Origin of the sequence: Chryseobacterium sp. MHB01, from assembly GCF_034651565.1 — a bacterium.
Lineage (GTDB): Bacteria > Bacteroidota > Bacteroidia > Flavobacteriales > Weeksellaceae > Chryseobacterium > Chryseobacterium nepalense.
Genome location: NZ_JAYEDA010000002.1, coordinates 80086 through 106982, shown reverse-complemented (window position 1 = coordinate 106982; position 26897 = coordinate 80086). Strand labels below are relative to the sequence as shown.

Below are 26897 nucleotides of genomic sequence, written 5' to 3'. Positions count from 1 at the left end.
ATTGACATTTAAAGTTTTTAAATTCTATTATTTTTAAACGCGAAGATTTAATTCAACTTTACACATTACTTTTAGAAAGCAAAGGCAAATAAAATTTGCTTCACAAAGCTTGAAGAAATAGCTTTATCAAATCAACTTGTTGATTCTGCTTTGCTTACTTAAATAACTAAGTCTTTAAATTAGATCTTTGCGTCAAAAAATGAATGAAATTTTTGAATAATTAATCAAATTTAAACGAGCTTTAGGATAATTTTTTTTGATTTTATCTCAGTTATTTTCTTAATTTTATTCACTAAACAAAATACAAATTAAAATAAATTATGTTCAAAAAATTAGCTGCAGAAGCATTAGGACTTGGAGATATTGGTAAAATTATTCCTTCTCACGATTATGATAAAGTAGATTCTGATGATTACATTTTATCGGAAGATAATGAAAAGATTTTCTTCCTCATCAAATCCAAAAGAGATGAATATTGCTTTACCAACAGAGCATTGATCCATATTGACGGCGCAAGTGCCCTGGATAAAAAAAGAGTATTGAGAAGATATGAATATTATCAGTTTCCTTTCTCAAATATTGCTTTGCAGACGGCAGGAACCATCGACCTGGATGTTGAAATTTCATTTAATATCGGGAATGTTCCGTTTATGATCAGTGTCACAAAAAGTCAGATTGATCAGTTAAAAGATCTTTATAAAGCGCTTCTGGCGATTCAGCAGGCAGTGCATCATAATCAGTCATTGCTTAATTTTTCGAATGACAGTCTGCAAAAAGCGATCACTACCGTAGCATCAGGAAAACAGGAAAATGTATCGAAAAGTCAGGAATTAAGAACTATTAACGAATACATTTTTGCCTGGAATACTACCAGCTTTGATAAGTATAATCAGAAAGACTTTTCAAAGATCTTCGAAAAATATATTAATAATTAATACGATAAAACTTTAAAAGCCCGTAATGTCGGGTTTTTTTAAATGACACTTTTTTTAGTAATTATATATTTAAATTAAAGTTTTATAGAGATAATCTGTTATTGAGAAATATTAAAAGTATTTATCAATTGTTACCCACCGGTCATCTATGTTATCTACTACTATTTAACAAAAAATTAGTAAAAACAGACATTCTATTTTGTGGTATTTTCTTACATTTATTCAATGAATATTGAAAAAGTAGGTCTTGTTTTATCAGGCGGCGGTACAAAAGGAATTGCACACGCAGGAGTTTTAAAATTCCTGAGAGAAAAAGATATTGATATTCATGTTCTGTCTTGCTGTAGTGCAGGCTCTATTGTAGGATGTATGTATGCCGTAGGAAAAAGTCCGGAAGAAATTCTGGAATTCTTTAATTCGGTATATTTTTTCAACTGGAAACATTTTGCATTCAATCAGCCGGGGTTGGTCTCTTCGGTGATTTTCAGGAATTATCTGAACCCTATTTTCGGAGATATGAAACTGAAAGATCTCGGAAAAGAGGTGAAAATTGTAGCTACAGAACTGGTAAGCGGAACGGAAAAAATTTTTGATGAAAATTTTAAAGTTGTGGACGCCATTATCGCTTCATGTTCCATACCGGGGATTACAACGCCTTACATTATTAACGAAGAAATGTACTGCGATGGAGGAGTGCTGAATAATTTCCCTGCAGATATCATCAGAGGTGAATGTGATAAACTGATCGGGGTTTTTGTTTCCCCGCCTCATGATATTAAAATTAATGATCTTAAATCAATCAAAGCAATTGTCTCAAGATCATACGATCTTCTATCTTACAGAATCGAGAAAATAAAATTTGATTATTGCGACTGGTTTATTTCCTCACAGGAACTCTCAACATACGGAACTTTTGAAAGAAGAAAAGACCGCCTCGAAAAAATATTTCAAATTGGGTACCAGGCCGCAAAGGAAAGCTTTAATGAAAGTAATTTTTATCTGTTAAAAAAAGCCGGAACATAAAAAAAGCTCACTGAAGCGAGCTTTTTTTCTTAATTTTTTACAACTACTGCATCCTGCTTTACAATCGTCTTTCCGTCCTGATCTTCTACGGTGAGTGTATAAGGAGCTTTTTTAGGAGAATCGGTGAGGTAGTTCCTCCAAACCTGATAGGTGTATCCTTCATTACCAAATTCAAAATAATAATTTCCTCCGGTTCCGTCAGGAATCAATTCTCCGCCACTGATAATCATGCTCGGCTTGGAAGTGATTTTTCCATTGGCAGGCCATGATTGGTAAAGATATTTTCCATCCGGCTGCTGATCAATTTTAATTTTAAATTTTTTCGTTTTTAGGATCACGGATTTTGGAATTTTCTGTGAAACCTGCTTCGTAACATTTTGCGGAATTACAGGCTGTTGCAGATCTTTAGCTGAAAATATGCTAATGTTCATCATGCATAATGCTCCCCATACAATTGATTTAATCATAATTTTAATATTTTGTCAGTGTCTTAAAATTATCAAATTTAAAGCCAATTAAGGATTCATTTCAGAGACAACGGATGCCTGGGTATAACTTGCAAAAGCCTCCTCCAGACTTCCGAATTTACCTTTAAATTCATTAATAGGACAATCCTGAAGAATATTACCTTTATGAATAAGAATTACGCGGGAACATAGCGCTTCCACTTCCTGCATGATGTGGGTGGAAAGCAATACAGTCTTTTGCTGTCCGATTTCTTTCACCACGTTTCTGATTTCAATAATCTGGTTTGGATCAAGTCCGTTAGTCGGCTCGTCCAGGATTAAAAGATCCGGCTGATGGATAATGGCCTGGGCAAGACCTACCCTCTGTTTATATCCTTTGGAAAGTTGCCCGATTTTCTTTGTCTTTTCAGGAGTAATCCCTACAAGTTCTATAACCTCATCTACTCTGGAAGAGGGGATGTGGTGAATATTAGCTACAAACTGAAGGTATTCTTTTACAAACATTTCAAGATAAAGCGGATTGTTTTCAGGAAGGAAGCCAATCTTTTTTTTGCTTTCTATCTCATTTTCGGTAATATTTTTACCCTTGAAAATGATTTCTCCTTCATCAATTTTTAAAGCTCCTACAATAGATTTCATTAACGTGGATTTCCCTGCGCCGTTTGGTCCTAAAAGCCCTATAATCTCATTTTTGTCTATGGAAATATTGATGTTGTTCAGTGCAGTTTGTTCACCGAATTTCTTAGTTAAATTATTTATCTGAAGAGACATATTCGTAATGATCTTTTTGCAAAAATAAAAATAAAAAAGCTCATTCCGGTGAATGAGCCTGGTTAATATTTTCTATAATTGATTATTTCTTAGTTTTCTTATCTTTATTTCCGGATTCTGATGCTGTAACATTATTCGCAGGCCTGTTTCCGGTATTTCCTATTGCAGCCGCAGCCGGCTTTTCATAAAGAGAAGATTTTCCGTTTTGTCTTCCGAAAATTTTATCAATCTGTTTTTTGTTCAGAAATTGCGATTTTCCTACGTACTTTCTGTTTTTATTAATATACTGAATAAACTGAACCGTAGGCTGCCCGAAATTCTTCTCAAAATGAAGTTCAATGATATCATTAGGAAGTTCCAGGACAATGTTGCTAACAGGTATATCAATAAATCCATTGCTGATAAGCTCATATAAACCTGAAACATCTTTATTGAGATTTTCAAAGGAAAAAGAGCGGAATGTATTTAGGTTAGCAGTATTCAGATCCTGATAATTTATGGTAAATTTATTGTCCTTTTTATATAAACCAACAGAATTATCTTTACCGATTTCTACCACAGTTTCATTTTTCAGCACTTTGATTTGTGAGAAAGCCGAAAAACCTAACAAACATGCAAATAGTAGAATAATTTTTCTCATTACTTGATTTTTTAATGCTTTATAAACTTGGTATTATTTAAATATCGAATGCAGAAGCAGTTTGATATTATATAAGCAAATGTAAAAAAAAAAATCCATATCGGCTTCTCGGTAAAAATGGCAATACATGCTGTATCTGTGTTATTGCAATTAAATTTAAGATATAGTTAATATAAAAATTCAGATATGAAGTTTAATTCTTCAATGTTTGATATTGAATTTCAGGAAACTGTAAATTTTTATAATAAGAATCAATATTATATTGGAAAAAAAACGTCGGCGTAATAAGTTGCTGTTTATCCCTAAAAACTACTTATCTGATAAGTAATTTTTTAATTCATAAATGTTTTTTTGGTTGATAATAATTTTAAAATAAAGTATGACATAGTTAAATTTTAATGTTAAATTTTATAAAAATTAAAGCGTATAAAAAACATATATGCTATGCATATAAAACACCTTAAATAGCTGATAAGCAACTTTGTTTAGGTACCACATATTTTTAAATTATTGTTTCTGAAGCGCGTTGTCAAACATTTTATTGGTGTAAATGGTATAATAATTGAATAATGAAGAGCACGAGCTGAAACCTCTGATTTTAATTTGTTCTGTTTTTAAAAACAGGACAGGTTATTTGTTAATAAACATTAAAAAAAATCATATGAAATCAAAACTATCAATCTTATCGTTGGCAATAGCATTACCCACATGCCTTTTTGCTCAGGATTCATTACAGGTTATGAATAACACACAGTATCCGAATACTTTCTCTTCAGGATCTGCAGATGTACAACCATTTACAAACTCTGCAAAGAGATTCAATGACTGGTCAATCTCTTTTGGTGCTGGTGTGCCTTGGCTACAAAGTGCTGATCTTGTATCTTATAAAACAAAAGACGGTTACGGAAAAGATTTATTTGGTTATTCTGCATATGTGAGTGTAGATAAAGCCATTACACATGCTTTCGGATTAAAACTACAATATGACCGAGGTGAAACAAGACAGGGGTATTTTAATACCAAAGATGCTGCACCTGCAAACGCTGCTGCTAATAATCAGTATGGAGCAAGAACACAATATGATGCGATCTCTATTTTAGGAGATATTAATTTCTCTAATCTTTTAAGAAGAGTTGATAACAAATCACCATTCAGATGGGCATTACACGGTTATGCAGGTATTGGTACTTTAGCATACAGAGCTTACCTAAAAGATGAAACAGGACAAAGGTTAATGACTGAGATCAAACCATTTAGATTTGATTCATTTTTTGGACAGGCTGGTGCCGGTTTGAAATATAAAATCAGTAACCGCCTTGATCTGGAAGGAAGAGTAATGTATGTTGTAACGACAGATGATGCATTTGATGGTGGGGGCCAGCAGTACAGTGCAATCAACAGAAGAAATAATAAAAGTTCTGATAATTTCATCAACACAACTTTAGGGCTTACTGTTAATTTAGGAAAGCATGAATCTCACCTGATGTGGCATGATCCTTTGCAGGAAGCTTATTACAAAATTAGCGTTTTGGAATCTAAAGTTACAGATTTAGTAGTTTGTAAAAATGGAGATGCTGATAATGACGGTGTTTGTGACGATTGGGACAGACAACTTGATACTCCTGCAGGTGCAAGAGTAGACGGATCAGGAGTTGCTTTAGACGTAGATCTTGACGGAGTAATCGACCTGTACGACAAATGTGTAACCGTTCCGGGAAGTGTGGAAAATAACGGGTGTCCAGATCAGACTCAGGGACAGGGTGCTGTTGCTGAAACAGAAACAAAACTTGAAGGTATTGAATTTGACCTTAATTCAGACAGAATCTTACCTTCAAACACGCCGATCTTAAATAACGCAGTAAGCTATATCAATTCATCAGACGGTTCATATACTGTTGTTGGGGCTACTGATACAAGAGGAACTGAAGCTTACAACAAAATGTTGTCTGAAAGAAGAGCTAATAATGTAAAAAATTATTTGATGCAGAATGGTGTGCAGTCAGGAAAACTTGATGCTCAGGGAAATGGTAAAACAGACCTGAAATATCCTGAATGTGATCCTGCTTCAAAATGTCCTGAATGGAAAAACAGAGCGAATAGAAGAGTGTATTTTAAAGCAAAATAAATTATAATAACTTCTAATTGGAGGGCTGCCGTTGTAACGGCAGCCTTTTTTTAGTTGACAGCACAAATATTTTCGGTTCTTTTTGGCTACAATAATCTTACTTTAGGATACATTAATATTTCCGAATGTACGCAACTTTGTATCAACAAAATAAAAGATAATGAAAGTATTTGTAACAGGAGCTTCAGGATTTATAGGTTCCGCAATTGTAAGAGAATTAATTGATGCGGGACACCAGGTGACCGGTTTGGCACGTTCGGAAAAATCAGCAGAAAAAATCAGGCAGGCAGGGGCAGAAGCTGTGGAAGGCAGTCTTGCGGATCTGGAAATATTGAAACAACATGCTTTGTATGCAGATGGTATTATTCACACGGCCTTTTCTCATGACTTTATGATTTCAAAGGATATTTCGCAGTTTCCTAAAGCAGCAGAAATGGATCGTATAGCTATTGAAACAATGGGTGAAGTGTTAATAGCTACTGATAAACCACTTATTGTCACTGCCGGACTTCTGGGTTTACCCCTTATTAACGGAAAGATAACGGAAGAAAGTGTTGCCGAAAATTCTTTACGGGCTTCTGAAACAACAGCACTGAAGCTTGCAGAAAGAGGGATCAATACTTCGGTAATCAGGTTAGCCCCTTCTGTTCACGACGTGGGTGATTATGGTTTTGTCCCCTTTATGATCTCGCAGGCAAAGGAAAATGGTGTTTCTGCATATCCCGGAAATGGAAATAACCGATGGACAGGAATACACCGACTGGATGCCGCACGATTATTCCGTCTCGCGTTGGAAAAAGGTGCGCGCGGTGCTTTATATAACGGTGTGGAGGATGAAAGTATTGAACTGAAAGAATTGGCAGCACTGATCGGTGAGAAATTACATGTCCCTCTGAAAGCTGTGTCCGGAGAAGACTTAAACAAACATTTTGAATGGCTGGCCCACTTTATTACTATGGATTGTCCCGTAAGTAATCTTAAAACAAAAAGACAATTAGACTGGGAGCCAATGCATATCAGCTTATTGAAAGATATTGAAAAGAATTATTTTTAAATTTGTCTAATGGAGCAGAAAAAAATAATCAGGATAAAATCAATCAGCGAATTTCATCAGTTCAGAGGTTTGCCAAAACCTGCACATCCGCTCATTAGTATTGTAGATTATGCTTCTATAAAACACCAGCCTGAAATGGAAGAAACAAGCTGGATGTTTGATTTTTATCAGATTTCCGTTAAAAAAGGAATTGATGGAAAATTTAAGTACGGACAGCTGGACTATGATTTTGATGATGGGGTGATGTTTTTTATTGCTCCGAACCAGATTTTTAATATACGCGTCAATCATCATTCAAAGATGGAGCGTTCAGGATGGATGTTGCTTATACATCCAGATTTTTTCTGGAATACATCACTTGCAAAAACCATCAGCCGTTATGAATATTTTGATTATTCGGTAAATGAAGCCTTATTTCTTTCTGAAAAAGAAGAAAACATACTTAACGAAATAGTGGAAAACATCCGGGAAGAGTATCATTCAAACATTGATAAATACAGCAGGAAAATCATCATTTCTCATATCGAAACGTTACTAAGTTATGCTGAGAGATTTTACAGCCGCCAGTTCATAACCCGGGAAAAAGCGAATCACCAGATTCTGGATAAGGTGGAAAATTTGCTTAATGAATATTTTGCAGATGATTTAATCTCCAAAAAACTGCCTACCGTACAATACGTTGCAGATGCTTTAAATATTTCTCCCAAGTATCTCAGCGGTTTGCTTAAAACATTAACCGGGCAGGGGACACAGCAACATATTCACGGGAAATTAATTGAAAAAGCCAAAGAAAAATTATCAACTACCAATCTTTCGATAAGTGAAATTGCTTACGAGCTGGGTTTCGAACATTCGCAGTCTTTCAGCAAACTGTTCAAAACAAAGACTGATCTTTCGCCTCTGGAATTTCGTGCTTCTTTTGATTAGTTTGACAGGCAATTTAAATTATTAGTTAATATAAACATGACAATTGTTCCCGGAATTAGGCTTCGGGAACAATTTTGTTATAATTAAAACTGAAAAAATTGATGCCTTTAAAACCGGTTTTTATTTACTTCAAGATAATTCATTAAAAATTATTTTTTCAAACGTCATGTTTTGTCGTTTCTCCGTGTGATCTTTGCTGCACAGATTAAAGAAAGATATTGTGATTTATATAATTTATTCGTCTAATATTAAAATTAAGTTACAAATTTTCATTTAAATGTTAAAGTTTAGAAAATTTAATAATTGATATGATATTTTTCTTAGTTTTGTGAATTATAAAAACTAATGACCATGACAACTCATACGTTTTCAATTTTTTTGAAACATCAGAAATACTATACATACAATTTTATCTAAAATACGTCAACCGAATTTAGGGTAAAAACTAATAACACACTTTCAATTTTCACAAACAAAATCCACTTATGCTACACCTTCGACAATCGAGGATTGTTACGATGCTTATGCTGTCGTGCTCATTCTCGGCTTATGCCCAATTGGTAGGCTCCGATGTCCAGCTTTGGGAAAAAACCAATCCTACTCTGCGGGAAGCGACCAGGTGCCGGGATGAAAATCTGCTGAATTTCCATTGCGGTATCAAGGACAAGTCTCTCAAAAAGTACATCAAGTACAGTAAAAACAAGAGCCATACGCTCAGTCTGGTTCATGCTTCAAAAGAAGATGAAATGATCTGGATGAATCCGGACAAAGAAGTTTCTTTAGGAAATACAGTCTATAACAAAGGTAAAGAGGCAAAAGAAATCGGTAAAAAGCCGAGTATTTTTTCCTTTACCGGAACTGCAGATCCGGACAAGCAGAAAACTGACAGCTTAAAGATCAGATTTGAAGATCAGAATCTTTATGAAATGATTTTCCTGCCGAGAAAAGCAAAAACAACGGATCTTAATAAAATTCATTCCTATCTTTCTATTAAATACGGAATATCTTTAGAAAAAGGTAAATATTACGGAAGCGACGGAAAAGTAATCTGGGATCCTGAACAACACAAAGATTACAGTTACAGGCCAACGGGTCTGGGAAGAGATGATGGAAATGAACTGTATCAGAAACAGTCTTCCAACCAGGCAGATCCTTTTTTAGCTATCGGAATGAACAATATCTTCAGAACAAATTCTGAAAATGCAACCGTTCTGGACAATAATAATTTTGTCATGTGGTCTGATGACAACAAAGATATGTCTTTAAAAAATGACAGAATTCTGGATGTGCTTGATAGAAACTGGGAAATTGGTTTTATCGGAAATAAAATTCCTAAGACCGGTTACCAAGTGAGAATTATTAAAGAAACTGTGAATCCAAAGGCTTTACCGCTTTCTTACTGGATGCTTCTGAAAAAAGACAACGGGGAAATTCAAAAGATTGCAGGGGTTGAAAACGGAAATTATGTTACTTTCAGTAAAGTTGATTTCATCGATCCTTTCGATACGGGAAATACCACGCATTTCACGTTTGCCGTAAGCCCTTTGAAGAATACGAAACCTGAAACCGGAAATCAGGACCCGAGATCAAATACAATCAGTGAAAAAGATATTTCTCTGGACCTTACAAAGATTTCATTGTACCCTAATCCGGTGAAAAAAGATCAAAACTTTACCATTGTCTTCCCGCCTATGGAGAATCTTATCATCTCTATTTATGACGGCGGCGGCAGATTGGTAACGTTAGATAAAGTAGATGAAAAGGCAAAATCTTATGTCAATCACCTGCCTGTTCAGAGTTCATATCTGATCAATCTTACACAGAACGGAAAAATTATTAAAACTTTTAAACTAATCGTCGATTAAAACCACACCCATGAAAATAGACATGAAACGGCTTCCTCTTACGAAGAAGTCATGCCTTCTGGTGTTCTTTTTTGCTTGTATGTTTGTTTTTGCAAGCTTTACAAGGGAAGACAGGCAGAAGGTGCGGGCGTTTAAAAAAGATTTGATGAGTAAGCTGACCGATAAAAAAGACGTCGATTCACTCAAAGAAGGTTCCAGTGAGAAATCTTCGGAAAAATCTTTAGCCACAAACCGTGAGAAGAATATTTCTCCGGATATTTTATCAAAAAATAATCCTTTCACTACAGGAACAAGAGATGCTGAATTATCTGAAATGAATAATGTTTCGGCTGATGTCATTTCTTATCCTTCAAAAGAAAGGGAAGGAACCATCGGTACTTTTTCTGAAGAAGAGGAAGACCGGATTTCAGACAACTTTTTCACCATTGATGTGCCTGCCGGCAACAGCAAAAGTGCGATTGCTTATCTGGAATATGATCTTTTCGGACTTGCTTCTCATCAGTCTGTATCAAGATCAATTAATAATAACGTAGCCATAGGGGGAGACATTGTTGTGCCAAGTGCAAAATGGAGCCATCAAAAAGAAGTACTGAGCGCTGCGCTTATTAAAAACGGACAGAATACGATTTTATTTACTTCGCCGTCTGACGGAGTGAAATATAAAATTAAAAACCTGAAAATCGTTTTCGATAAAGAAAAGAGATCTTATGACCATGTGGTGGTAAGTTCTGTTCTTTCAGGAGATAAATTATATGTAAAAGGAAATAACGTTACCGGAGCATCTGCCACGATTAATAATGAATCTGTTTCTGTTAAAAACGGAGAATTTGAAAAAGTAATTCAGCTAACAGAAACTGATAAAGCAAAAGGAAGCTTTTTAATTACGGCAAACGGAACTACCGGAAGTTATAAAATTCCTGCAGAAACTACATCTTTCAGAATAGTAAATAATTCCTATTATAATGCCAAAGGAATTTCTGTTTCAAAAGATCAGGAATTTAGTGTAGATTATGAGGGAATCAATATCAAGATTGAAAAAGAAACTTCGGAATCAGCCTATTTTGAGGTTTTAAAACTGAGAGCTAAAGATTTTCCTTCAACTTCACAGGGACTGAAAAATGTTACGGCAAATAATTCTGCGTACAGAATATCTTTAATCTCAGGGAAATTAAACAAAAAAATAAAGATTACGATTCCTTACGACGAAAAACGTTTAGGACTGATCTCACCGAAAGACATCAAAATTTTCCATTTCGATTATGCTAAAAAGCAATGGGCGATGGACAAATCTGCGGTGGTGGATACCAAAGCCAAAACGGTTACCGTAGAAGGGGACGGAGATACGGATTATATCAACGGGGTTATTTCCACTCCGGAATCCCCGCAGCTGAATGCTTTTACTCCAACAAGTATCAGCGGGCTAAAGGCAGGAGATCCTATGGCTGCCATTCAGCTGATGAGTCCTCCGACAGCTAGTCAGAAAGGAGATGCCAATATGAACTATCCGATCACGGTACCATCAGGATTGGGCGGTCTCCAGCCCTCTTTGTCGATTGGTTACAGCAGTGGAGGCAGCAATGGCTGGATGGGTGAAGGATGGGATGTGCAGGGACTTTCTGCCATCAGCATTGATACAAGATGGGGAGCTCCGCAGTTTGACGGCACTACCGAAACCGAACTGTACTCAATGGATGGCGAAATGTTGGTGTATCCTAACAATTATCTTCCTCACAGGCATAATGATGTAAGCGAAACCAATACGGCTTTTACAACAGATAAACAGCCGAGAACTTCTTATGCAACGCCGGGAACTACAGGTGTAAAGAAGTTTTACTTAAGAAAAAACCATGACTTTTCTATCATAGAAAGAATAGGAGATAATCCTACCAATTATTCATGGAAAGTTACCTCAACAGATGGTACGAAGAGCTATTACGGAGGTGGAGATCAGTTCGTGATTAAAAACTCTGCCAATCAGATTGTGCATTGGGCTTTGAGAAGAATTGAAGATGTTCATGGGAATTCTATGAATTTCACCTATTATTATTCTCAGGTAAATTTCGGAACCAATAATAATAACAGTAACCTGAATGGAGGTGTTTATTTTCATATCAGACAGATTTCTTATGGGAAGAATGGTGACTATACCGTTAATTTTAATGCGGAAACGGGACTTAGCAGAACTGATCTGAACATCAATGCAAAGCAGGGCGTAAAAAGAGTAGAACCTTATTTATTAAGAAATATTACTGTAAATTATCAGGGACAGCTAATCCGTACTTATGGTATGGAATACGAAACCGGACAGTTTTCTAAAACAAGGTTGAAAAGATTATATCTTGACGGGGGAGATTCGCCGGGTAAATACAGTCTTTTAGGAGATTACGATTTCCAGTATTATGACGATGTTGCAGACGGTTCTATCTTCGGAGGAAACGTAACGGTACCTGTTAACAATTCAATCAATGTTTTTGGTGGTTTGGTTCAGGGATTATTAACCCCTTCAAGAATCAGTGGAAACAGTGCAACGGAAACAGGATTCAATTTCAGGGCTGCGGCGGGATTAAATTTATATTATCCTTCCAATGATGCTTACGGACATATCATGTTCGGTCTTCCTTTCGGATTTTCAGATACGGAAGCTAAAACCATGCAGCAGCTGATTGATTTCAATGGCGACGGAATCCAGGATATGATCTATAAGAACAATTCCGGACTGTATTTCAGCCAGGGATCACTTTCCAACGGTGCATTATCTTTCGGACAGCCTACAGAGTTATTGAACTTCAACAGCAACTTCTCTTTTACAAAAAGTAAAACAAGCAGTTCCGGATGGGACATGGGACTTTTTATCAAGAGCAGAAGTATGATCACCTCTAAGGCTTCCAGTACAACATCTACTTACCTTACAGATGGAAATTCTGATGGTTTGATGGATATTGTTCACAACGGTGAAGTCTGGTTTAACAAGTTTAATACGTCTACGGGGAAACCGGAAATGACCAAGCATAGTGAGTACACGGAAAACATGATCGTAAAGGCGAAAGCCATTGATCCTCCGTTTAATCCTAAAACCGATCCACCGTTACAGGAACCAATGACCCCTGTTGTGGATTTAGTAAAAGTATGGGTGGCACCTAAAGACGGATATATTAAATTTACCGATCAGATAGGTTTGGGATTAGTCCCATTGGGAACACCATTTAAAACATTATATTCTGTTGAGATTCTTAATCCATATGTTACAGGTGTGACAAAACACGGAAGAATCTATATGACAGAGCTGGATCCGAATGGCCCTTCTACTGCAACAGTTAGTATTGAAAGGTATAATGATTACTATTCCCAAATCCAGGGCATGCTGCCTAACAATGCAGATCACTTTGGAATCAATAATCCGAACCGTCTGTATGTAAAAAGTGGCGAAAAAGTATATGTAAGGCTTCATAAAAATAAGGATTTTAATGCAGAAGTTACTTCAAATCCGAAGATTACATATGTAGATACCAATGGAAATGAGGTGCCTAATGCCTTTGAACTTGCCCAGGATTTGTTCTATTTAAATAACGGAAGCTATTCTGACAACTTTTTACTTAATAACGAAACAGCACCGATTTACCTGGATACACCGGGTACAGCTCAAATTGATGTGGCATCTGTGAGTTTCCCTTATACTGTAAGTGATTTTAAATTTAAAATCTATAAGGATAATATTAATGCCAATACTACGGATGAAATTTATTCTGCATCTTACAACCAAAGTGATGTCGGTCTCGTTACGAGTGCAATATCACAATCTCTCACAGTAAATGCCGGTGAGCCTGTATATCTAAGATTCGTTGTAGAATCAGATTCTTATATAGGAAACGTCAGCAGCAACTGGCAAGGTAAAATTGGGGTTACGTACACAGCAAATACACCTACAGCAGCCAATCCTTTGGCGACAACATTTGTAGAATTTTTGACAGTACCTCAATATCCTTCTTATGCAATTACTCAGTTTTCTGAGAAATTCAATGTAAAGAATTACATAGCCCTCAGCGGAATTCATGATTATAAGGCACAGATTAAAAAGAACATTACCAATTTTTCTACGTTAGGAGTAGGTTCTTTTTATTACATTATTAAAAGAGGAAATACGATAGTTGCCAAAAGAAAGGTTATTGTAGACAATACCAATAATTCTGTTGAAGAGCAGGATATGATCTTAAATCAGCCTATTTCAGGAATTTCCCCGGCAACGTTCTATACGGGAAGCACAACAAGTACATTTTTAAGCCCATGGTTAGTTACGATTCAGGTATATTGTAAGACGGATGCTGAATATGCATTATATAAGAAATATTCGGCTTATTTCCAGAATAAACCGTTTAATATCTATTATGATAATGATATTTTACTTACCGATACGCCGCATACATCAATCAACACGGCGATGTACAGCTCGAAAGTTAAATTTTTCAATAACTGGGGCCAGTTTTTATACAATCAGGATCAGGCTTATCCTGCCATCCAGGGAACAATAGATAACTACGGTGCTATGATTACTCCGGAAGCACTTTCGGATAATCCGCCTTTGCAGCCTTTATACAGTACCTGCTCACAGCAGTATCCGAATCAGAATCAACAGCAGCTTTTGGCAGAGTGTATTGCGAATAGCATGCAGAATCCAAGTAACGGAAATGCTACAGCAGTAGTTATTTCCCCGATGAAGCCATCTGTGACAAGACAGAGAAACAGTTTTCTATACAAATGGATCGGTACGGGGCCAAACCAGCTTGCCAGTAAAACGTCTTTTAGAGATGACGATACACAGCCTGCTTATTTTAATAATCCTAACCCGGATCCTTCACCTGCGCCAATTCAATCAATGGGTTCGGCACAGATTTCTGTGGACACTACGATGAAGGCGATTGATAAGAAAACACGCAGTACGTCAAGAAATACTACGGACGGAGTTGCTATTTCTCAAATCAATACAAATGCAGCGAACTCTATCACGGAGCTTCTTTATCCGGGAAGTGTGGTTACACAGGACTTTATGGATATGAATGGTGATGGATATCCCGATATGGTGTACGCGGAATCAAGACAGATGACCAACAGTACGGGAGGACTGAAAGATACGGAAAGCAACCCTGTTTTCGGATATCCGACAGATTCTTACAGCTTACAGGAAATGAATTCCGTAGGATTCTCTTATAATGCCTATTCCGTAGGTGGAAGAATCGATGCTTTCGGACCATCAACCTCATCTGCGAAACCGGATATGTCATTGACATGGTCTGCGGGGATTTCAGTAAGTGCCGGAGTTAATAAATATTTTAATTCTACGGATTATGCCAAGGAATATTATCTGGATATCAACGGTGACGGATTGCCGGACAGAGTAAGAAACGGGGGGACTTCCGGGATAACTTACAGTCTGAACTTAGGTAAAAATTTCTCCGGAAATGATAAATTCGAAAATCTTATTTCTTACAGATCTCACCCTATAGGTGGAGTCAATGTATCCATTGGAGGAGGACTTTCTGCCAATCTGCAATCTTTGTCAAGTTTTGGATTCGGGATCAGTGCAAGTGCGGGAGCATCTGCATCGAAAGGATCTTCTGATGTATTGTATGAAGATATCAACGGCGACGGCCTTATTGATATCCTGGAAATTAACAGTACAAATAAAACGACTGCAGTACGTTATAACTTAGGAAATAAATTTGATATTGCGAGACCTTTGTTAAGATCCAATTCCGCAATAGACTTTACAGAAGAGAACCAGTCTTACAACGGATCATTGTCTTTCGGAGGGAATCTGATGGTGAATATCGGGCCGATTACCATTGTTCCGATCCTTCCGATCCTGATCTTGTACATCAAAGCAGGAGCGGGGGCCAATGCCAATTTCGGGATCAATGTTTCCGAGGTGAAAAAGATCTTCAAAGATATGAACGGTGACGGCTATGCCGATCTGGTAATGGATAATGGCGGAAATGCTTTCACGGTAAACTATTCAAGAATTGGAAGAACCAATAAACTGAAGCAGGTAACCAGCAAAATTACGCAGGGAAAATACACAATAGATTATCAGTTTACCGCACCGAATTACCAGGATTCTCGTGCAAAACTGGTAGTAAAAGAGGTAAAAGTGCTGAATCCGGATCTTTTTGACACCAATTATACCAATACAGATGCATCTAAAGACATGGTGACAAGGTACACCTTTGAGAATTCCAGATATGACAGACGTGAAAGAGATAATTTTGGGTTTGAGACGGTAATTTCCGAAGAAATGCTTGATGCCAATAATGCGTACAGAAAAACTGTGGATACGTATTACAACAGCAGCTATTTTTTCAACGGTTTGTTAAGAAGCAGTCAAAAGTTTGATGGATCAGGAAATTTACTTTCTGAACATTTCAATACATACAAGCTTTACAAGTTTATCAACGGTGTTTCGGAGATTGATATTAATAATGCGATTTTGAATCCAAGCGTGTATGATACGGGCGGAAAAGAAGGAAGAAGAATGGCAACCGTACTTCTTGCTAAAAAAGATAAAATAGCATACGAAACAGGAGGTAGTATTCAGACTACTGAAGAAATGTTCTACAGTACAAAAGGGCATCTTAAGAAGTTTCAGTACACGAGCCCTACAAGAGCGTATAATTCTGTAATAGATTATTGGAGTGGGCTGAATAATAATCTTATGAAAATACCTAAGGAAATTTTAGTTTATGAAGGAACAGGAAATTCCACTTTATTAAGACAAAGAAAGACTTCAAACATCAATGCTAATACGGGTAAGATAGGTACGGTTTCTGTTTTTGACGGAACGAATGACATTCAGACGGATTATGCGTATGATTCTTACGGAAATATCTTGAGTGTACAATACCCTCCCAATGAATTTGGACAACGATACACTTTAAATTATCAGTATGACTATAGTGCGACAGCAAAATATGTAACAAGCGTTACCAATAATTTTGGATTGACTTCTACTGCAGAATACATTCCACAGTTTGATGTTGTTAAAAAGAGCATTGATATGACGGGTAATACAATGACTTATGCTTATGATGGCTGTGGACGAGCAATCAGTGTGACCAGTCCGTACGATTATGGGACAAATCATGCGACGATTAACTACAATTATTATTATGAAAATTTTGGTATTCCGAATACCAATACTAATGTTAAGATTTTTAGAGCATCTACTTCTCATTATGTAGCAGAAACACCAACCAATCCTATTAAAACGGAAACCTATGCAGATATGTTGGGAAGAATTATTCAGGTTAAAAAGGATGTGGAAATAGATGGAGTTGAAATGAGGTCGGTATCAGGACGCCCTATTTTTGACAAATTCGGAAGAACGATCAGGCAATACCAGCCTGTTGTGGAAAACATCAGTTCTACCAACAACAATATCAATTTATCATTGGCAATGTATTCTTCTACGAGTGTTTATGATAATCAGGATAGAGTAATTCAGGTAATTGATGAAGATAATCAGGTTCAATATACAAGCTATCAAATATATGGAAGCTTCTTTAGAACGATAGAAGAATTTGATACAATGAAGTCTGAAACCCTTGCTAATATTGAAGGACAAATTATTAATAAAATAGATTATTTGGGTAATGTTCCACTAACTACATCATACAAGTACAGCCCTTCAGGAGAGCTTGTAACGGTAACAGATCCGCAAGATATATCTACCTATTATGATTATGATATGGCAGGGAGAAGAATTGGAATGAATCACCCAGATAAAGGGCAAACCGAATATCAATATGATCAGGCTGGTAACCTTATCATACTTTCAACGCCTAACCTTTCCAATGATCCTAATATCAGTACGCATTATATTCATTATGTATATGATTACAACAGAATTACGGATATTGAATTACCAAATCTTCCTGACGGTTCTGCAAATCCAAATAATGTTCATTACGGATATTTAAATGGAGGTTATGGAAACAACTCAGGAAGAATGTATACAAAGAGTGATGGTACAGGATATACCGTTTATAGCTATGGAAAGATGGGTGAGATCGTTTCTGAAAATAGGACTGTTTTTGGGTATAATATCCCAACGATGAACTTCCAGACATTCTTTAATTATGACAGCTGGAACCGTATTAAACAAATTACGTATCCTGATGGTGAAAATGTATACTATGGATATAACATGGGAGGAAATTTAAAATCTGTCAGAAATGATTATCAGGATTATATTAAAGAAATCACCTACGATTTGTATGAGCAGAAAACAAAAGTGACGTACGGAAATGGAGTGGTGAACAGATTTGGATACGTACCTACAAACAGAAGATTAAATTTTTCTACTCTTGCAAATGCTTCGGGAATTGGATTTTTGTCCAATAGCTACCGATATGATTACAGAGGTAATATTGCCAAGCTGGAAAATCATTCAGACGTTTCGCCAAACGGAATGGGAGGACAGTATGTATTCAATTATAATTATGATACCTTAAACCGGCTTATTGGGACAGAAGGAAGTTCCAGATTGGTCGATAAGGCAGGAAACCCAATCACACCAGGTACTTCACCATATGCACAAAGTAATTCAGGATTCAAACTGCATATGGAGTATAATGATGCCGGAGGTATTTTGGAAAAGAACCAGGAACATTCAGTGGACCAGGTAGTAAACCAGAGAAATACATACTATAACCAATATAAGTATATTGATGGTACTCACATGATTCAAAAGATCGGTGACAGCTATTTTGGCAATACACAGGATTTTAAGTATGATAGTAATGGAAATACCATCATGCATAAGGATGAGTACAGAATACATGAAATGTCATGGGATGAGCAGGACCGATTGAAAGCTTTATCAGATCCAGATAATGGGCTTTACCAGTATTATATGTATGACGATAAAGGGGAAAGAACGATTAAATACAGTCTAACCGGAGGTTCACAATTGTATCAGAACGGAGCCTTGGTAGATCCGGGAAGTATAGGTATTGATCATTACAAATTGTATCCCAACCCTTATGTAGTGGTAACTTCCGATGGACAGTACACCAAAAATTATTTTGAAGGTACAACCCGTTTTGCAAGCCGTATCGAACCTCATAATGATATCTTTATTCCAACAACCATAAAGGCTCCGAATAAAGATGTGAAGGAAATTGATCCTGCGAAAGATTTCAGGAATTATTTACAGAAAATGGAAATTGATGGAGCGGTTTCGTCCGAATTAGGAACTGCAAAGGCGCCTCCAGGAATGGGAGGACAGCCGGGATTATATTATCTTCATACCGATCATTTGGGGACAGCAAGCTTTGTTACAGATGATAACTCTGAAACAACACAATTTTTCCTGAATTTGCCATTCGGAGAGACTATGATGGAGCAGCAGTCCGGCGTATATGATAATCCATATAAATTCAATGCTAAAGAATTAGATTCAGAAACTGGACTTTATTATTATGGTGCAAGATATTATAATCCAAGAGTAAGTGTTTGGTATGGTGTTGATCCTTTGGCTGTTTATAATCCTTCTATGGAAAGTGAATTTTATGGAGATGGTCAGCATAACGGTGGAGTTTTCTACTTGGGAAATTTGAATCCTTATATTTATACGTATCAAAACCCTATCGTTTATATAGATCCAAATGGTAAACAAAGTAAGGGAAGCCAAAGTAGCTATAAAGAAAAATTAGCAATGCAATTTGCAAAAGTATTGATTGCTGTCGATAATGTTACCCGTAAAGCTGCTCCTTACACCATGGGCGCAAGAGTTCTAAATAATGGTAAAGCTTCGGACAAATTTTTAGGAAATATAGAGTTCTTTATATTTGACCAATCTATGATATGGGATCCGGTTGCTGCGATACATGCACCTCAAGGAGAAATGAAAATGGCATCAAAAATGGAAGAAGAAATTGTTCCAAAAATAGGAACTAACTATTCAAGCATTGTAAAGGGCATGAAAACTTTAGAGAGTTTTTGTTTTGTTAAAGGTACATTAATATCTACTGAGAAAGGATTTAAACCAATTGAAGAAGTAGTTGTTGGAGATAGGGTATGGTCATATAATGAAACTAAACAATTAAATGAACTAAAAGAAGTTGTAACACTATTTAATAATAACACATCTGAAATAATCAAGATTACTGCAGATGGAGTAATTATTGAATGTACACCTACTCATCCATTTTATATTAATAAAAATTGGGTGGCAGCAAGCAAAATAAAAAAGGGTGATCATTTATTTTTAAAAGATGGTTCTAAATTAAAGATACTATCAACAGAATTATATGTAAGGGATGAAGAAGTGTATAATTTTGAGGTAAAAGATAATCATAACTATTTTGTTTCAGATCAGGCTGTTTTAGTACATAATAATTGTGATTTCATTAGAAAATTATTTGCTAATAATATAAATGATATAGAAACTTTTTCTGCACAATTAAAAAAGATTGGAAATCCTGTATCAAATATTACAAAAAATCCAGGCTTAGCTAATGCTAAAATTCCTGGAATTGACCTAAGTTCATTACCTTCGTGGAATAAAGGTGAATTAACTGAACATTTGGGAGGATTAGTTGAAAAAGGTACAGTGAATAAAGCAACTGCCCAAAAATTCATGAAATCATTTAATAAAGCATTTGAAACCAGATCTACTGGAGGAAATTTAGGTAAAAAACAATAGAGATATGCGAATTAATATAGAATATACATTATATGGTGATTCTACTACCTTTACAGTAGAACTTGATCCCGATTTTTATTTTGATGATAATGAAGATTTCTTATTTGGATCTACACCAAGATATATACATCCATACGAATATCTTAATCTTGATAAATTATTAATAGAAAAGATTATGCTTACTATAGAAAGTGACAAAAGTATTTATCGAAGAATAATTAAATTTTGGAATAATTCTAAAAATAATTCTGATATTTTATATATCTATGATGATTCTGATAAAACAGTAACTGAATGGTTTAAAATTGATTCGGAGCATAACTTTTATATTGAAAGCCTTGATTTCTATAAAAATGAAATAGATATTTGGGAACTCCAGTCACATTATCTTGTTATGAAAGATGATTTTTCTCAAAAATTTATTTACAAAAAAGAACTTGAAAGAGATGCTATACAAGCAACGAAAAAAGTTAACAAATAGAAATTATATTAAAAATAATTTTTATTAAATATTTCTCCCTTGCATTTGTAAGGGAGTTTTTATATAGCATTGATTGTTAAAAAAACTTACAGAAGTATGAAGCCACTATTCACAATATGTTTGCTATTTTTTCTTTACAGCTGCTCGCAGCCGAAAAAAAAGGAATAACCTATAAAGATCTTCCGTTAGATGTTAGAAATAAATTCGAGAATGTTTACCATTATAAAACACCACCTGTTGTAAATGCAGAAGGTGATACTGTTGACTGGTATTCACCACCTCTTGCAGAATGCTATAATTTGAAAAAAGATTGTAAATGCAATGTAGAATCAAAAGGTGGTGTAATAACGAATCCGTATTTTGTAATAACCTCTTGCGGAAAAGAATCTGAAATTTCATGGGAAATTCTCCAACGAGTTTTTATCATTAAAAACGACAGTATATATTTTCCAAATGCAAAAAATGCTGTTACAACAACCGGTGAATCAAGAGCATTTAATATTAAACTGGATACAATTAGTTTTTATGTTCAGGAAATGAATTAATAATAAATTATCGTAATACTGAAAAGGTTACACCAATTCAACATTAAACAATCGGGCTGCCTTTTCAAGGCAGCCCGATTTGTATTTTTTCAAGAAACTTGCAAACATCCTAATACTGCTCACACCAGCTAAACCTTTCCTCAATAATCTCTGCCTTGGCTTTTTGAAGATACTGTAAATACAGTTCAGAAACCGGGGAATGTTTTTTACCACGCATCCAGATCAGACTCCACATGGTCTTTATGGGAAGTCCCTTGATGGGAATGATTTTCAGCTCCTGATTGTACAGTTCATTTCTGATTCCGATAAGCGGCATGATAGAATAGCCCAATCCTGCAAGTAATGCCTGTTTTACGGCCTCGTTGGATGTGAGTTCCATTTTTTTTAAAACAGAGATGTTTTTATGTTTGATAAAGCCTTCCATAGTTGTTCGCGTTCCGGATCCTTTTTCCCTGAAAATTAAAGGAATGCTCTCAAAATCTTCCAGCGTGATGGTTTGCTCGCTGTTTTGGGAATTCCCTACAAGGTAAAGTTTATTCTGAAGGAGATCCATCCGTTCAATATTTAATGCACTTGGCAAGATTGATACAAGGGCAAAATCTACCTCATTGTTTTCCAGGCTCTCAATCACTTTTTCCTTATTGGTAACATCCATTACAAGTTCAATTCCGGGATGCTGACGAATAAAACCCGAAAGAAAATAAGGCATTACATATTTTCCGGTGGAAACAACCGAAATTTTCAGCCTTCCGGTTACCTGTCCCTGATATGCCAACGTTTTATAGTTGATGGAATGAATCTGGTTCACAATTTCTTCCGCTGCATGCGCAATCTCTTTACCGAAGTCGGTTACATAAAGCTTTCTGCCGACAACTTCCGTTAAGGGAATATTAAACTGATCCTGGAAATTTTTCAGCTGGATTGAAACTGCAGGCTGTGTCAGAAATAACGCTTCCGCCGCTTTGGTTACGCTTCCTGTTTGTACAACTTTTAAAAAAATCTGAAGCTGATTAAGCGTATAATTCATAAAATTATTTTATGTTATCAATTACAAATATAAATAAAAATAAATGAATTAAAATGCACAACTTTGTCATGTAAAAAAAGTATTATGACAACAATTACAGTAGCCAAAGGTGACGGCATCGGTCCCGAAATTATGAATGCAACGCTAAAGATCATTTTAGCAGCAGGTGCGAGAATTGAAATTAATGAAATTGAAATCGGAGAAAAAATTTACCTTGAAGGACACACATCAGGTATCAGCGATGAATCCTGGGAAATAATCAGGCGTAATAAAATATTCCTGAAAGCACCCATCACAACCCCTCAGGGTGGCGGATACAAGAGCCTTAACGTCAGCACCAGAAAATTTCTGGGCTTGTATGCCAATGTAAGGCCTTGTGCAAGCTTTTATCCCTTTATACAAACCAAACATCCCGTAATGGATATTGTGATCGTAAGAGAGAACGAAGAAGATTTATATGCAGGAATTGAGCATCAGCAGACGGATGAGGTAGTACAATGTTTAAAACTGATAAGCAGACCGGGATGCGAAAAAATCATCCGTTATGCTTTTGAATATGCCAAACAGCAGAACAGAAAAAAAGTAACATGCTTCACCAAAGATAATATTATGAAGCAGACCGACGGATTGTTCCACCAGGTTTTTAATGAAATCGCGGCTGAATACCCTGAAATAGAAAATGAACATTGGATTATTGATATCGGAGCTGCGAAAATGGCAGATACACCGGAACTGTTTGATGTGGTGGTAATGCCTAATCTGTATGGTGATGTTTTAAGTGATATTGCAGCACAGCTTACAGGTTCAGTCGGTCTTGCAGGCTCAGCAAATATAGGAGAAGAATGTGCCATGTTTGAAGCGATTCACGGGTCTGCTCCTGCTATAGCCGGACAGAATGTAGCGAATCCTTCCGGACTTATTCAGGCAGCGATTATGATGCTGAATCACATCGGACAAAACCAGGTGGCTGAAAAAGTGCATAACGCATGGCTGAAAACATTGGAAGACGGAATTCATACCGCTGATATATTTAAAGAAGGGATAAGTATAAAAAAAGTAGGAACACAGGAGTTTGCACAAGCGGTTGTGCTTAATCTTGGTAAAAAACCATCAGTGTTAAAATCCGTTCAGCACCTGAATAATTATACCCTTAACCTTCCGAAGTACAGACGCAGAGCCAAAGCTAAAAAAGTACTGGACGGAGTGGATCTTTTTGTACACTGGAACGGTACGGATGCCAATGAGCTGGCCGGTAAATTACAGCGCCTGGAAATAGGAGGCATAAAACTTAATGTAATTACTAACAGGGGAATCAAAGTCTGGCCGGATGGTTTCAAAGAGACTTTCTGTACCGATCACTGGCGCTGCAGATTCAGGCCTCAGCAAAGCCTGGAAATCAGTAAAATTGATATTGCCACGTTACTCACCAGAGCTATAGAGGAAGATATTGATGTCATAAAAACCGAAAATCTATATTCTTTTGACGGGAAAGTGGCTTATTCTTTAGCGCAGGGGCAGTAATATAGAACATCTCAGAGATAGTTGAGGATTTTATTGTTGATTTAAAAATTTTTATTACAATTTCATTTCTAAATAAGATGAAAACAAACACGATTAAAAATACAAACATCAAAACAGACAATACATTTTTTCTGATCAAGGGCGTATTTTCTCCAGAAGATGCTAAAGAAATACTTTCCAAGATTTACAGTTTCAAAATAAATTACCACAATTTAAACAACTGGCGTTCTTTGGAAAGATTTGGAGTCGATGATGAAAATTCTCAGAAACGAATCCCGAAATTAAAAAATGACAAAGCAAAAATTGAAGAATTAATTGATGCAGGTAAAGCCAAAAACCGAAAGATTCGTATCAATGCAGAGATCACAATATCATTCTGCGAAAAAACATAATTTTATATAAGCCTTAAAACAACACAGACCCATTAAAATATGGGTCTGTTGTTATTATTATATTTTGCATTATTGCAGAAGAGAGTAGATTGCAACTCCAATTCCGGCATAAGCAACTACGGTAATGATATCCGCGATCGGTTGTGAAAAACGTTTTTCTGCAATCTTTTCTGCGTTGATCTGATTCTTATGGAATTTCAGTGTCTTTTTTGCATTATGAACAGGATGCGCGACAAGACTGTCTCTTTCCCATTTGTCCACAATTACTTTGTATTTTTTGCCGTCAACATCTATTTTTACATTTTTGCCGGCTGCCAGTTTCTCCTGAACATTTACAGGTGCCGGAGGTACCGGTTGCTGCGAGGTCATATTCTGAGGAGGCATGTTTCCCTGCTTTCCGTTGTTTTTAGACGCATCTTTACTTGCTGCCATCGGATCAGGTTGTTTTTTTACCTGATAGGTATAGCAGCTGACAAGAGAAAATGATATGATGATGAGATAAAGATTCCTTTTCATGAGACTAATTTAAGAATTAAACGGAATATTCGCTATTTTCTTTTAATCTATTCTGTTTTATATAAAAGTTTATTCGGCCAATTTGGATGTAACCGCAAAAAGGTCAAAGTTTTGAACACATGAGCCACAGAAGATTATCAAAAAAAATCTCTGTAACTCATATGTTAACGTTTCTGTGAAAATCTGCGTCAATCCGTGGTTTAATTTTTTAACCACAAAAGCAGCAAAAGACATTTATGCTGTGTAAAGGTCTTAAATGGTTGATATTAAAAAAAGTATACAAAGTTTAAAATCTTTGATTTTTCTAATATGTTCTGAAATATTTTCAAGATTATCAAAAAATTCTCTGTGACTCATGTGTTATTTTCCCTGTGAAGATCCTTGCGATCCGTGGGAAAATTTAACTCCAAAGGTCAAAGCTTTTTGAACTTAAAAATTACCAATTTACCAGCATAAATTTTTCCTTCCACGTTAATTTTACAAAACCAATTCCCCAGCTAAGTTTGTCCATCAAAATATCCTGAGTTTTTCGTTCTACCGTAAGCGTATAATCATAGTCGGTAACAACAATTTTGCCCGGCCGTTGAAAAAACTCATTTTGTAATAGTGCCGGGGATGATTTTTTCATCGGACTCCAGTTGTGAAGCACACTTTCTATAACATTTCTGGCCTCATTTTTATGCTTCCTGGAAAGTTTGATATGCCTGTTGATACTTTGATGCATCGGTATATTGCATAAAAATTTTTCAAATATCATTTCGTATTCAGGAGCGTTGATATTTCCGGTAGCAACATAATGAAGCAAATGTGCACACAGTTCAGGATCAGTGAGTTCCTGGGTTTCTTTGTTCAGAAGATCACAATGTTCAAAGAAAGTTTTAATGAAAGGGTGTATCAGGACAAGTCCTGCATTCTGCACATACTGTCCGTCATCTGGAATTCCGTCATTACCAATTTCTTTAGGCTTCTGATCTTTTGTTCTGGGTGTTTTTAAGATATTTTCCTCATCATCTTTAAGGATATTTGAAATAATTTCAGTGTTTTTGTTGTCTTCCTGATTTTGACCCCCTTCAAAAATTTTATTTTCTTCGATAAAAAGAAAGATTTGGGCTAAAGTTTTACGGGTCTTATGGCTTATTTTTTTCCTGAACAATTCCGGATTTTCTTTTGAAACATGCTCTGAAAGATATTCCCGGAGATAAGCCTCTGAGGAGTGCAGATATTTTATCAATGCAAGGAAAACCAGGCGCCATATAAAAGTTCTTTCAGCGGGATTCAGACTTGATAGATAATGGCTCTTCACAACATCTAGATTAATCTGTAAATCTTTGTTTTCTAAAATGGTTAAACATAATTGAGCAATCTGTTCATCCGAAAGCTGATTGATGATCCGTTCCTGTACATATTGTTTAGGCAAAACGGAAATTATATTTTTTTGAAAACCCGGAGTAGCAATAAGATCGGCAAAAACAGTTGTTTCCAGTAAGTCCATACCTTCTTTCCCAGAATTCCACCATGGCATCAATCCATTCTCTAAAAAATAGATAAAAGTTTGCAGCATTTTACCTTCATTATTAACCCAATATGGCTTGGACTGATGTTCTGTTTTTTCATCAGATACATCACCTGGCCGAATTATTTCTGAAAGTTGCTCTTTAAAAAGTTCTGTAATTTTATTCTTTAATTCAGAATCAAGCGAACTGTTTTTTACATCAAGATCCAGTTTCAGCCGGGGAATCTGCACTGTATGACCGTGCAGTTGAGCCTCTAAATTATTGATGTATTTTTCTATTTCCGGGAAAACATCAATAGACAAAAAGCTGTTGATATCATCTTTTATATGATGTGCTTTTTCTTTATTGCTCACGGTAATTTCAATAAAAACTTTCTGAATAATATGATTATGATTCAC

General features: G+C 35.9%; 17 protein-coding genes. 11 read left to right on the top strand and 6 right to left on the bottom strand.

All coding sequences use genetic code 11. The annotated features are described in order from the left end of the window. The first annotated feature begins 320 nt into the window (after window positions 1-320). Window positions 321-935, top strand: coding sequence for a PH domain-containing protein (locus U9K52_RS04105; RefSeq protein WP_312175614.1), 615 nt, complete (start codon window positions 321-323; stop codon window positions 933-935). A gap of 225 nt (window positions 936-1160) precedes the next feature. Beyond that, a complete protein-coding gene (locus tag U9K52_RS04100) occupies window positions 1161-1958 on the top strand; it encodes a patatin-like phospholipase family protein (RefSeq protein WP_322925510.1) in 798 nt (265 codons plus the stop codon). Between the two features lie 29 nt (window positions 1959-1987). On the opposite strand, the gene U9K52_RS04095 is transcribed toward U9K52_RS04100, so the two are convergent. From U9K52_RS04095 to U9K52_RS04085, 3 genes are all read right to left on the bottom strand, one after another. Beyond that, window positions 1988-2425 carry a hypothetical protein gene (locus U9K52_RS04095; protein ID WP_263602640.1) on the bottom strand — a complete coding sequence of 146 codons (438 nt, stop codon included), beginning with the start codon at window positions 2423-2425 and terminating at the stop codon, window positions 1988-1990. A gap of 48 nt (window positions 2426-2473) precedes the next feature. Beyond that, a complete protein-coding gene (locus tag U9K52_RS04090; protein WP_322925509.1) occupies window positions 2474-3196 on the bottom strand; it encodes an ABC transporter ATP-binding protein in 723 nt (240 codons plus the stop codon). An 82-nt stretch (window positions 3197-3278) separates the two neighbouring features. Further along, window positions 3279-3836 (bottom strand): hypothetical protein, encoded by a 558-nt coding sequence (locus U9K52_RS04085; RefSeq protein ID WP_263602642.1) that lies wholly within the window; start codon window positions 3834-3836, stop codon window positions 3279-3281. Between the two features lie 661 nt (window positions 3837-4497). Here U9K52_RS04085 and U9K52_RS04080 point away from each other — a divergent pair. The 7 genes from U9K52_RS04080 to U9K52_RS04050 all read left to right on the top strand — a co-directional run bounded on the left by U9K52_RS04080 (window position 4498) and on the right by U9K52_RS04050 (window position 21529). After that, window positions 4498-5961, top strand: coding sequence for an OmpA family protein (locus U9K52_RS04080; RefSeq protein WP_248394088.1), 1464 nt, complete (start codon window positions 4498-4500; stop codon window positions 5959-5961). Between the two features lie 160 nt (window positions 5962-6121). Then, the gene (locus U9K52_RS04075) at window positions 6122-7015 is read left to right on the top strand and encodes an SDR family oxidoreductase (RefSeq protein WP_322925508.1); all 894 of its coding nucleotides are present in this window, start codon (window positions 6122-6124) and stop codon (window positions 7013-7015) included. Between the two features lie 9 nt (window positions 7016-7024). Further along, window positions 7025-7942 carry a helix-turn-helix domain-containing protein gene (locus U9K52_RS04070; RefSeq protein ID WP_263602645.1) on the top strand — a complete coding sequence of 306 codons (918 nt, stop codon included), beginning with the start codon at window positions 7025-7027 and terminating at the stop codon, window positions 7940-7942. 485 nt (window positions 7943-8427) lie between these two features. Next, a complete protein-coding gene (locus tag U9K52_RS04065; protein WP_263602646.1) occupies window positions 8428-9807 on the top strand; it encodes a T9SS type A sorting domain-containing protein in 1380 nt (459 codons plus the stop codon). A 10-nt stretch (window positions 9808-9817) separates the two neighbouring features. Continuing rightward, window positions 9818-20503, top strand: coding sequence for a polymorphic toxin-type HINT domain-containing protein (locus U9K52_RS04060; RefSeq protein ID WP_322925507.1), 10686 nt, complete (start codon window positions 9818-9820; stop codon window positions 20501-20503). Window positions 20504-20507: 4 nt separating this feature from the next. Then, entirely contained in the window at window positions 20508-20984 is a 477-nt protein-coding gene (locus tag U9K52_RS04055) for a hypothetical protein (RefSeq protein ID WP_248394082.1), read from the top strand. 116 nt (window positions 20985-21100) lie between these two features. Then, window positions 21101-21529: a hypothetical protein gene (locus tag U9K52_RS04050; protein ID WP_322925506.1), complete on the top strand. Its 429-nt coding sequence runs from the start codon at window positions 21101-21103 to the stop codon at window positions 21527-21529. Window positions 21530-21638: 109 nt separating this feature from the next. Here the strand turns inward: U9K52_RS04050 and U9K52_RS04045 are convergent, their stop codons facing one another. Continuing rightward, entirely contained in the window at window positions 21639-22556 is a 918-nt protein-coding gene (locus U9K52_RS04045) for a LysR family transcriptional regulator (protein ID WP_248394078.1), read from the bottom strand. An 84-nt stretch (window positions 22557-22640) separates the two neighbouring features. Here U9K52_RS04045 and U9K52_RS04040 point away from each other — a divergent pair, with 84 nt between their 5' ends. Next, on the top strand, window positions 22641-24077 hold the full coding sequence (locus U9K52_RS04040; protein WP_263602649.1) for an NADP-dependent isocitrate dehydrogenase: 1437 nt from the start codon (window positions 22641-22643) through the stop codon (window positions 24075-24077). Between the two features lie 77 nt (window positions 24078-24154). Further along, the gene (locus U9K52_RS04035; RefSeq protein WP_248394075.1) at window positions 24155-24469 is read left to right on the top strand and encodes a hypothetical protein; all 315 of its coding nucleotides are present in this window, start codon (window positions 24155-24157) and stop codon (window positions 24467-24469) included. A gap of 69 nt (window positions 24470-24538) precedes the next feature. Here the strand turns inward: U9K52_RS04035 and U9K52_RS04030 are convergent, their stop codons facing one another. After that, window positions 24539-24985, bottom strand: a complete 447-nt coding sequence (locus U9K52_RS04030) for a hypothetical protein (RefSeq protein WP_322925505.1) — start codon at window positions 24983-24985, stop codon at window positions 24539-24541. 436 nt (window positions 24986-25421) lie between these two features. Then, the gene (locus U9K52_RS04025) at window positions 25422-26897 is read right to left on the bottom strand and encodes a contractile injection system tape measure protein (protein WP_322925504.1); all 1476 of its coding nucleotides are present in this window, start codon (window positions 26895-26897) and stop codon (window positions 25422-25424) included.

Bases quoted from the DNA above. Each gene is read 5' to 3' on its own strand.
- U9K52_RS04105 (WP_312175614.1), top strand. From the start codon at position 321: ATGTTCAAAAAATTAGCTGCAGAAGCATTAGGACTTGGAGATATTGGT.
- U9K52_RS04100 (WP_322925510.1), top strand. From the start codon at position 1,161: ATGAATATTGAAAAAGTAGGTCTTGTTTTATCAGGCGGCGGTACAAAA.
- U9K52_RS04095 (WP_263602640.1), bottom strand. From the start codon at position 2,425: ATGATTAAATCAATTGTATGGGGAGCATTATGCATGATGAACATTAGC.
- U9K52_RS04090 (WP_322925509.1), bottom strand. From the start codon at position 3,196: ATGTCTCTTCAGATAAATAATTTAACTAAGAAATTCGGTGAACAAACT.
- U9K52_RS04085 (WP_263602642.1), bottom strand. From the start codon at position 3,836: ATGAGAAAAATTATTCTACTATTTGCATGTTTGTTAGGTTTTTCGGCT.
- U9K52_RS04080 (WP_248394088.1), top strand. From the start codon at position 4,498: ATGAAATCAAAACTATCAATCTTATCGTTGGCAATAGCATTACCCACA.
- U9K52_RS04075 (WP_322925508.1), top strand. From the start codon at position 6,122: ATGAAAGTATTTGTAACAGGAGCTTCAGGATTTATAGGTTCCGCAATT.
- U9K52_RS04070 (WP_263602645.1), top strand. From the start codon at position 7,025: ATGGAGCAGAAAAAAATAATCAGGATAAAATCAATCAGCGAATTTCAT.
- U9K52_RS04065 (WP_263602646.1), top strand. From the start codon at position 8,428: ATGCTACACCTTCGACAATCGAGGATTGTTACGATGCTTATGCTGTCG.
- U9K52_RS04060 (WP_322925507.1), top strand. From the start codon at position 9,818: ATGAAAATAGACATGAAACGGCTTCCTCTTACGAAGAAGTCATGCCTT.
- U9K52_RS04055 (WP_248394082.1), top strand. From the start codon at position 20,508: ATGCGAATTAATATAGAATATACATTATATGGTGATTCTACTACCTTT.
- U9K52_RS04050 (WP_322925506.1), top strand. From the start codon at position 21,101: ATGTTTGCTATTTTTTCTTTACAGCTGCTCGCAGCCGAAAAAAAAGGA.
- U9K52_RS04045 (WP_248394078.1), bottom strand. From the start codon at position 22,556: ATGAATTATACGCTTAATCAGCTTCAGATTTTTTTAAAAGTTGTACAA.
- U9K52_RS04040 (WP_263602649.1), top strand. From the start codon at position 22,641: ATGACAACAATTACAGTAGCCAAAGGTGACGGCATCGGTCCCGAAATT.
- U9K52_RS04035 (WP_248394075.1), top strand. From the start codon at position 24,155: ATGAAAACAAACACGATTAAAAATACAAACATCAAAACAGACAATACA.
- U9K52_RS04030 (WP_322925505.1), bottom strand. From the start codon at position 24,985: ATGAAAAGGAATCTTTATCTCATCATCATATCATTTTCTCTTGTCAGC.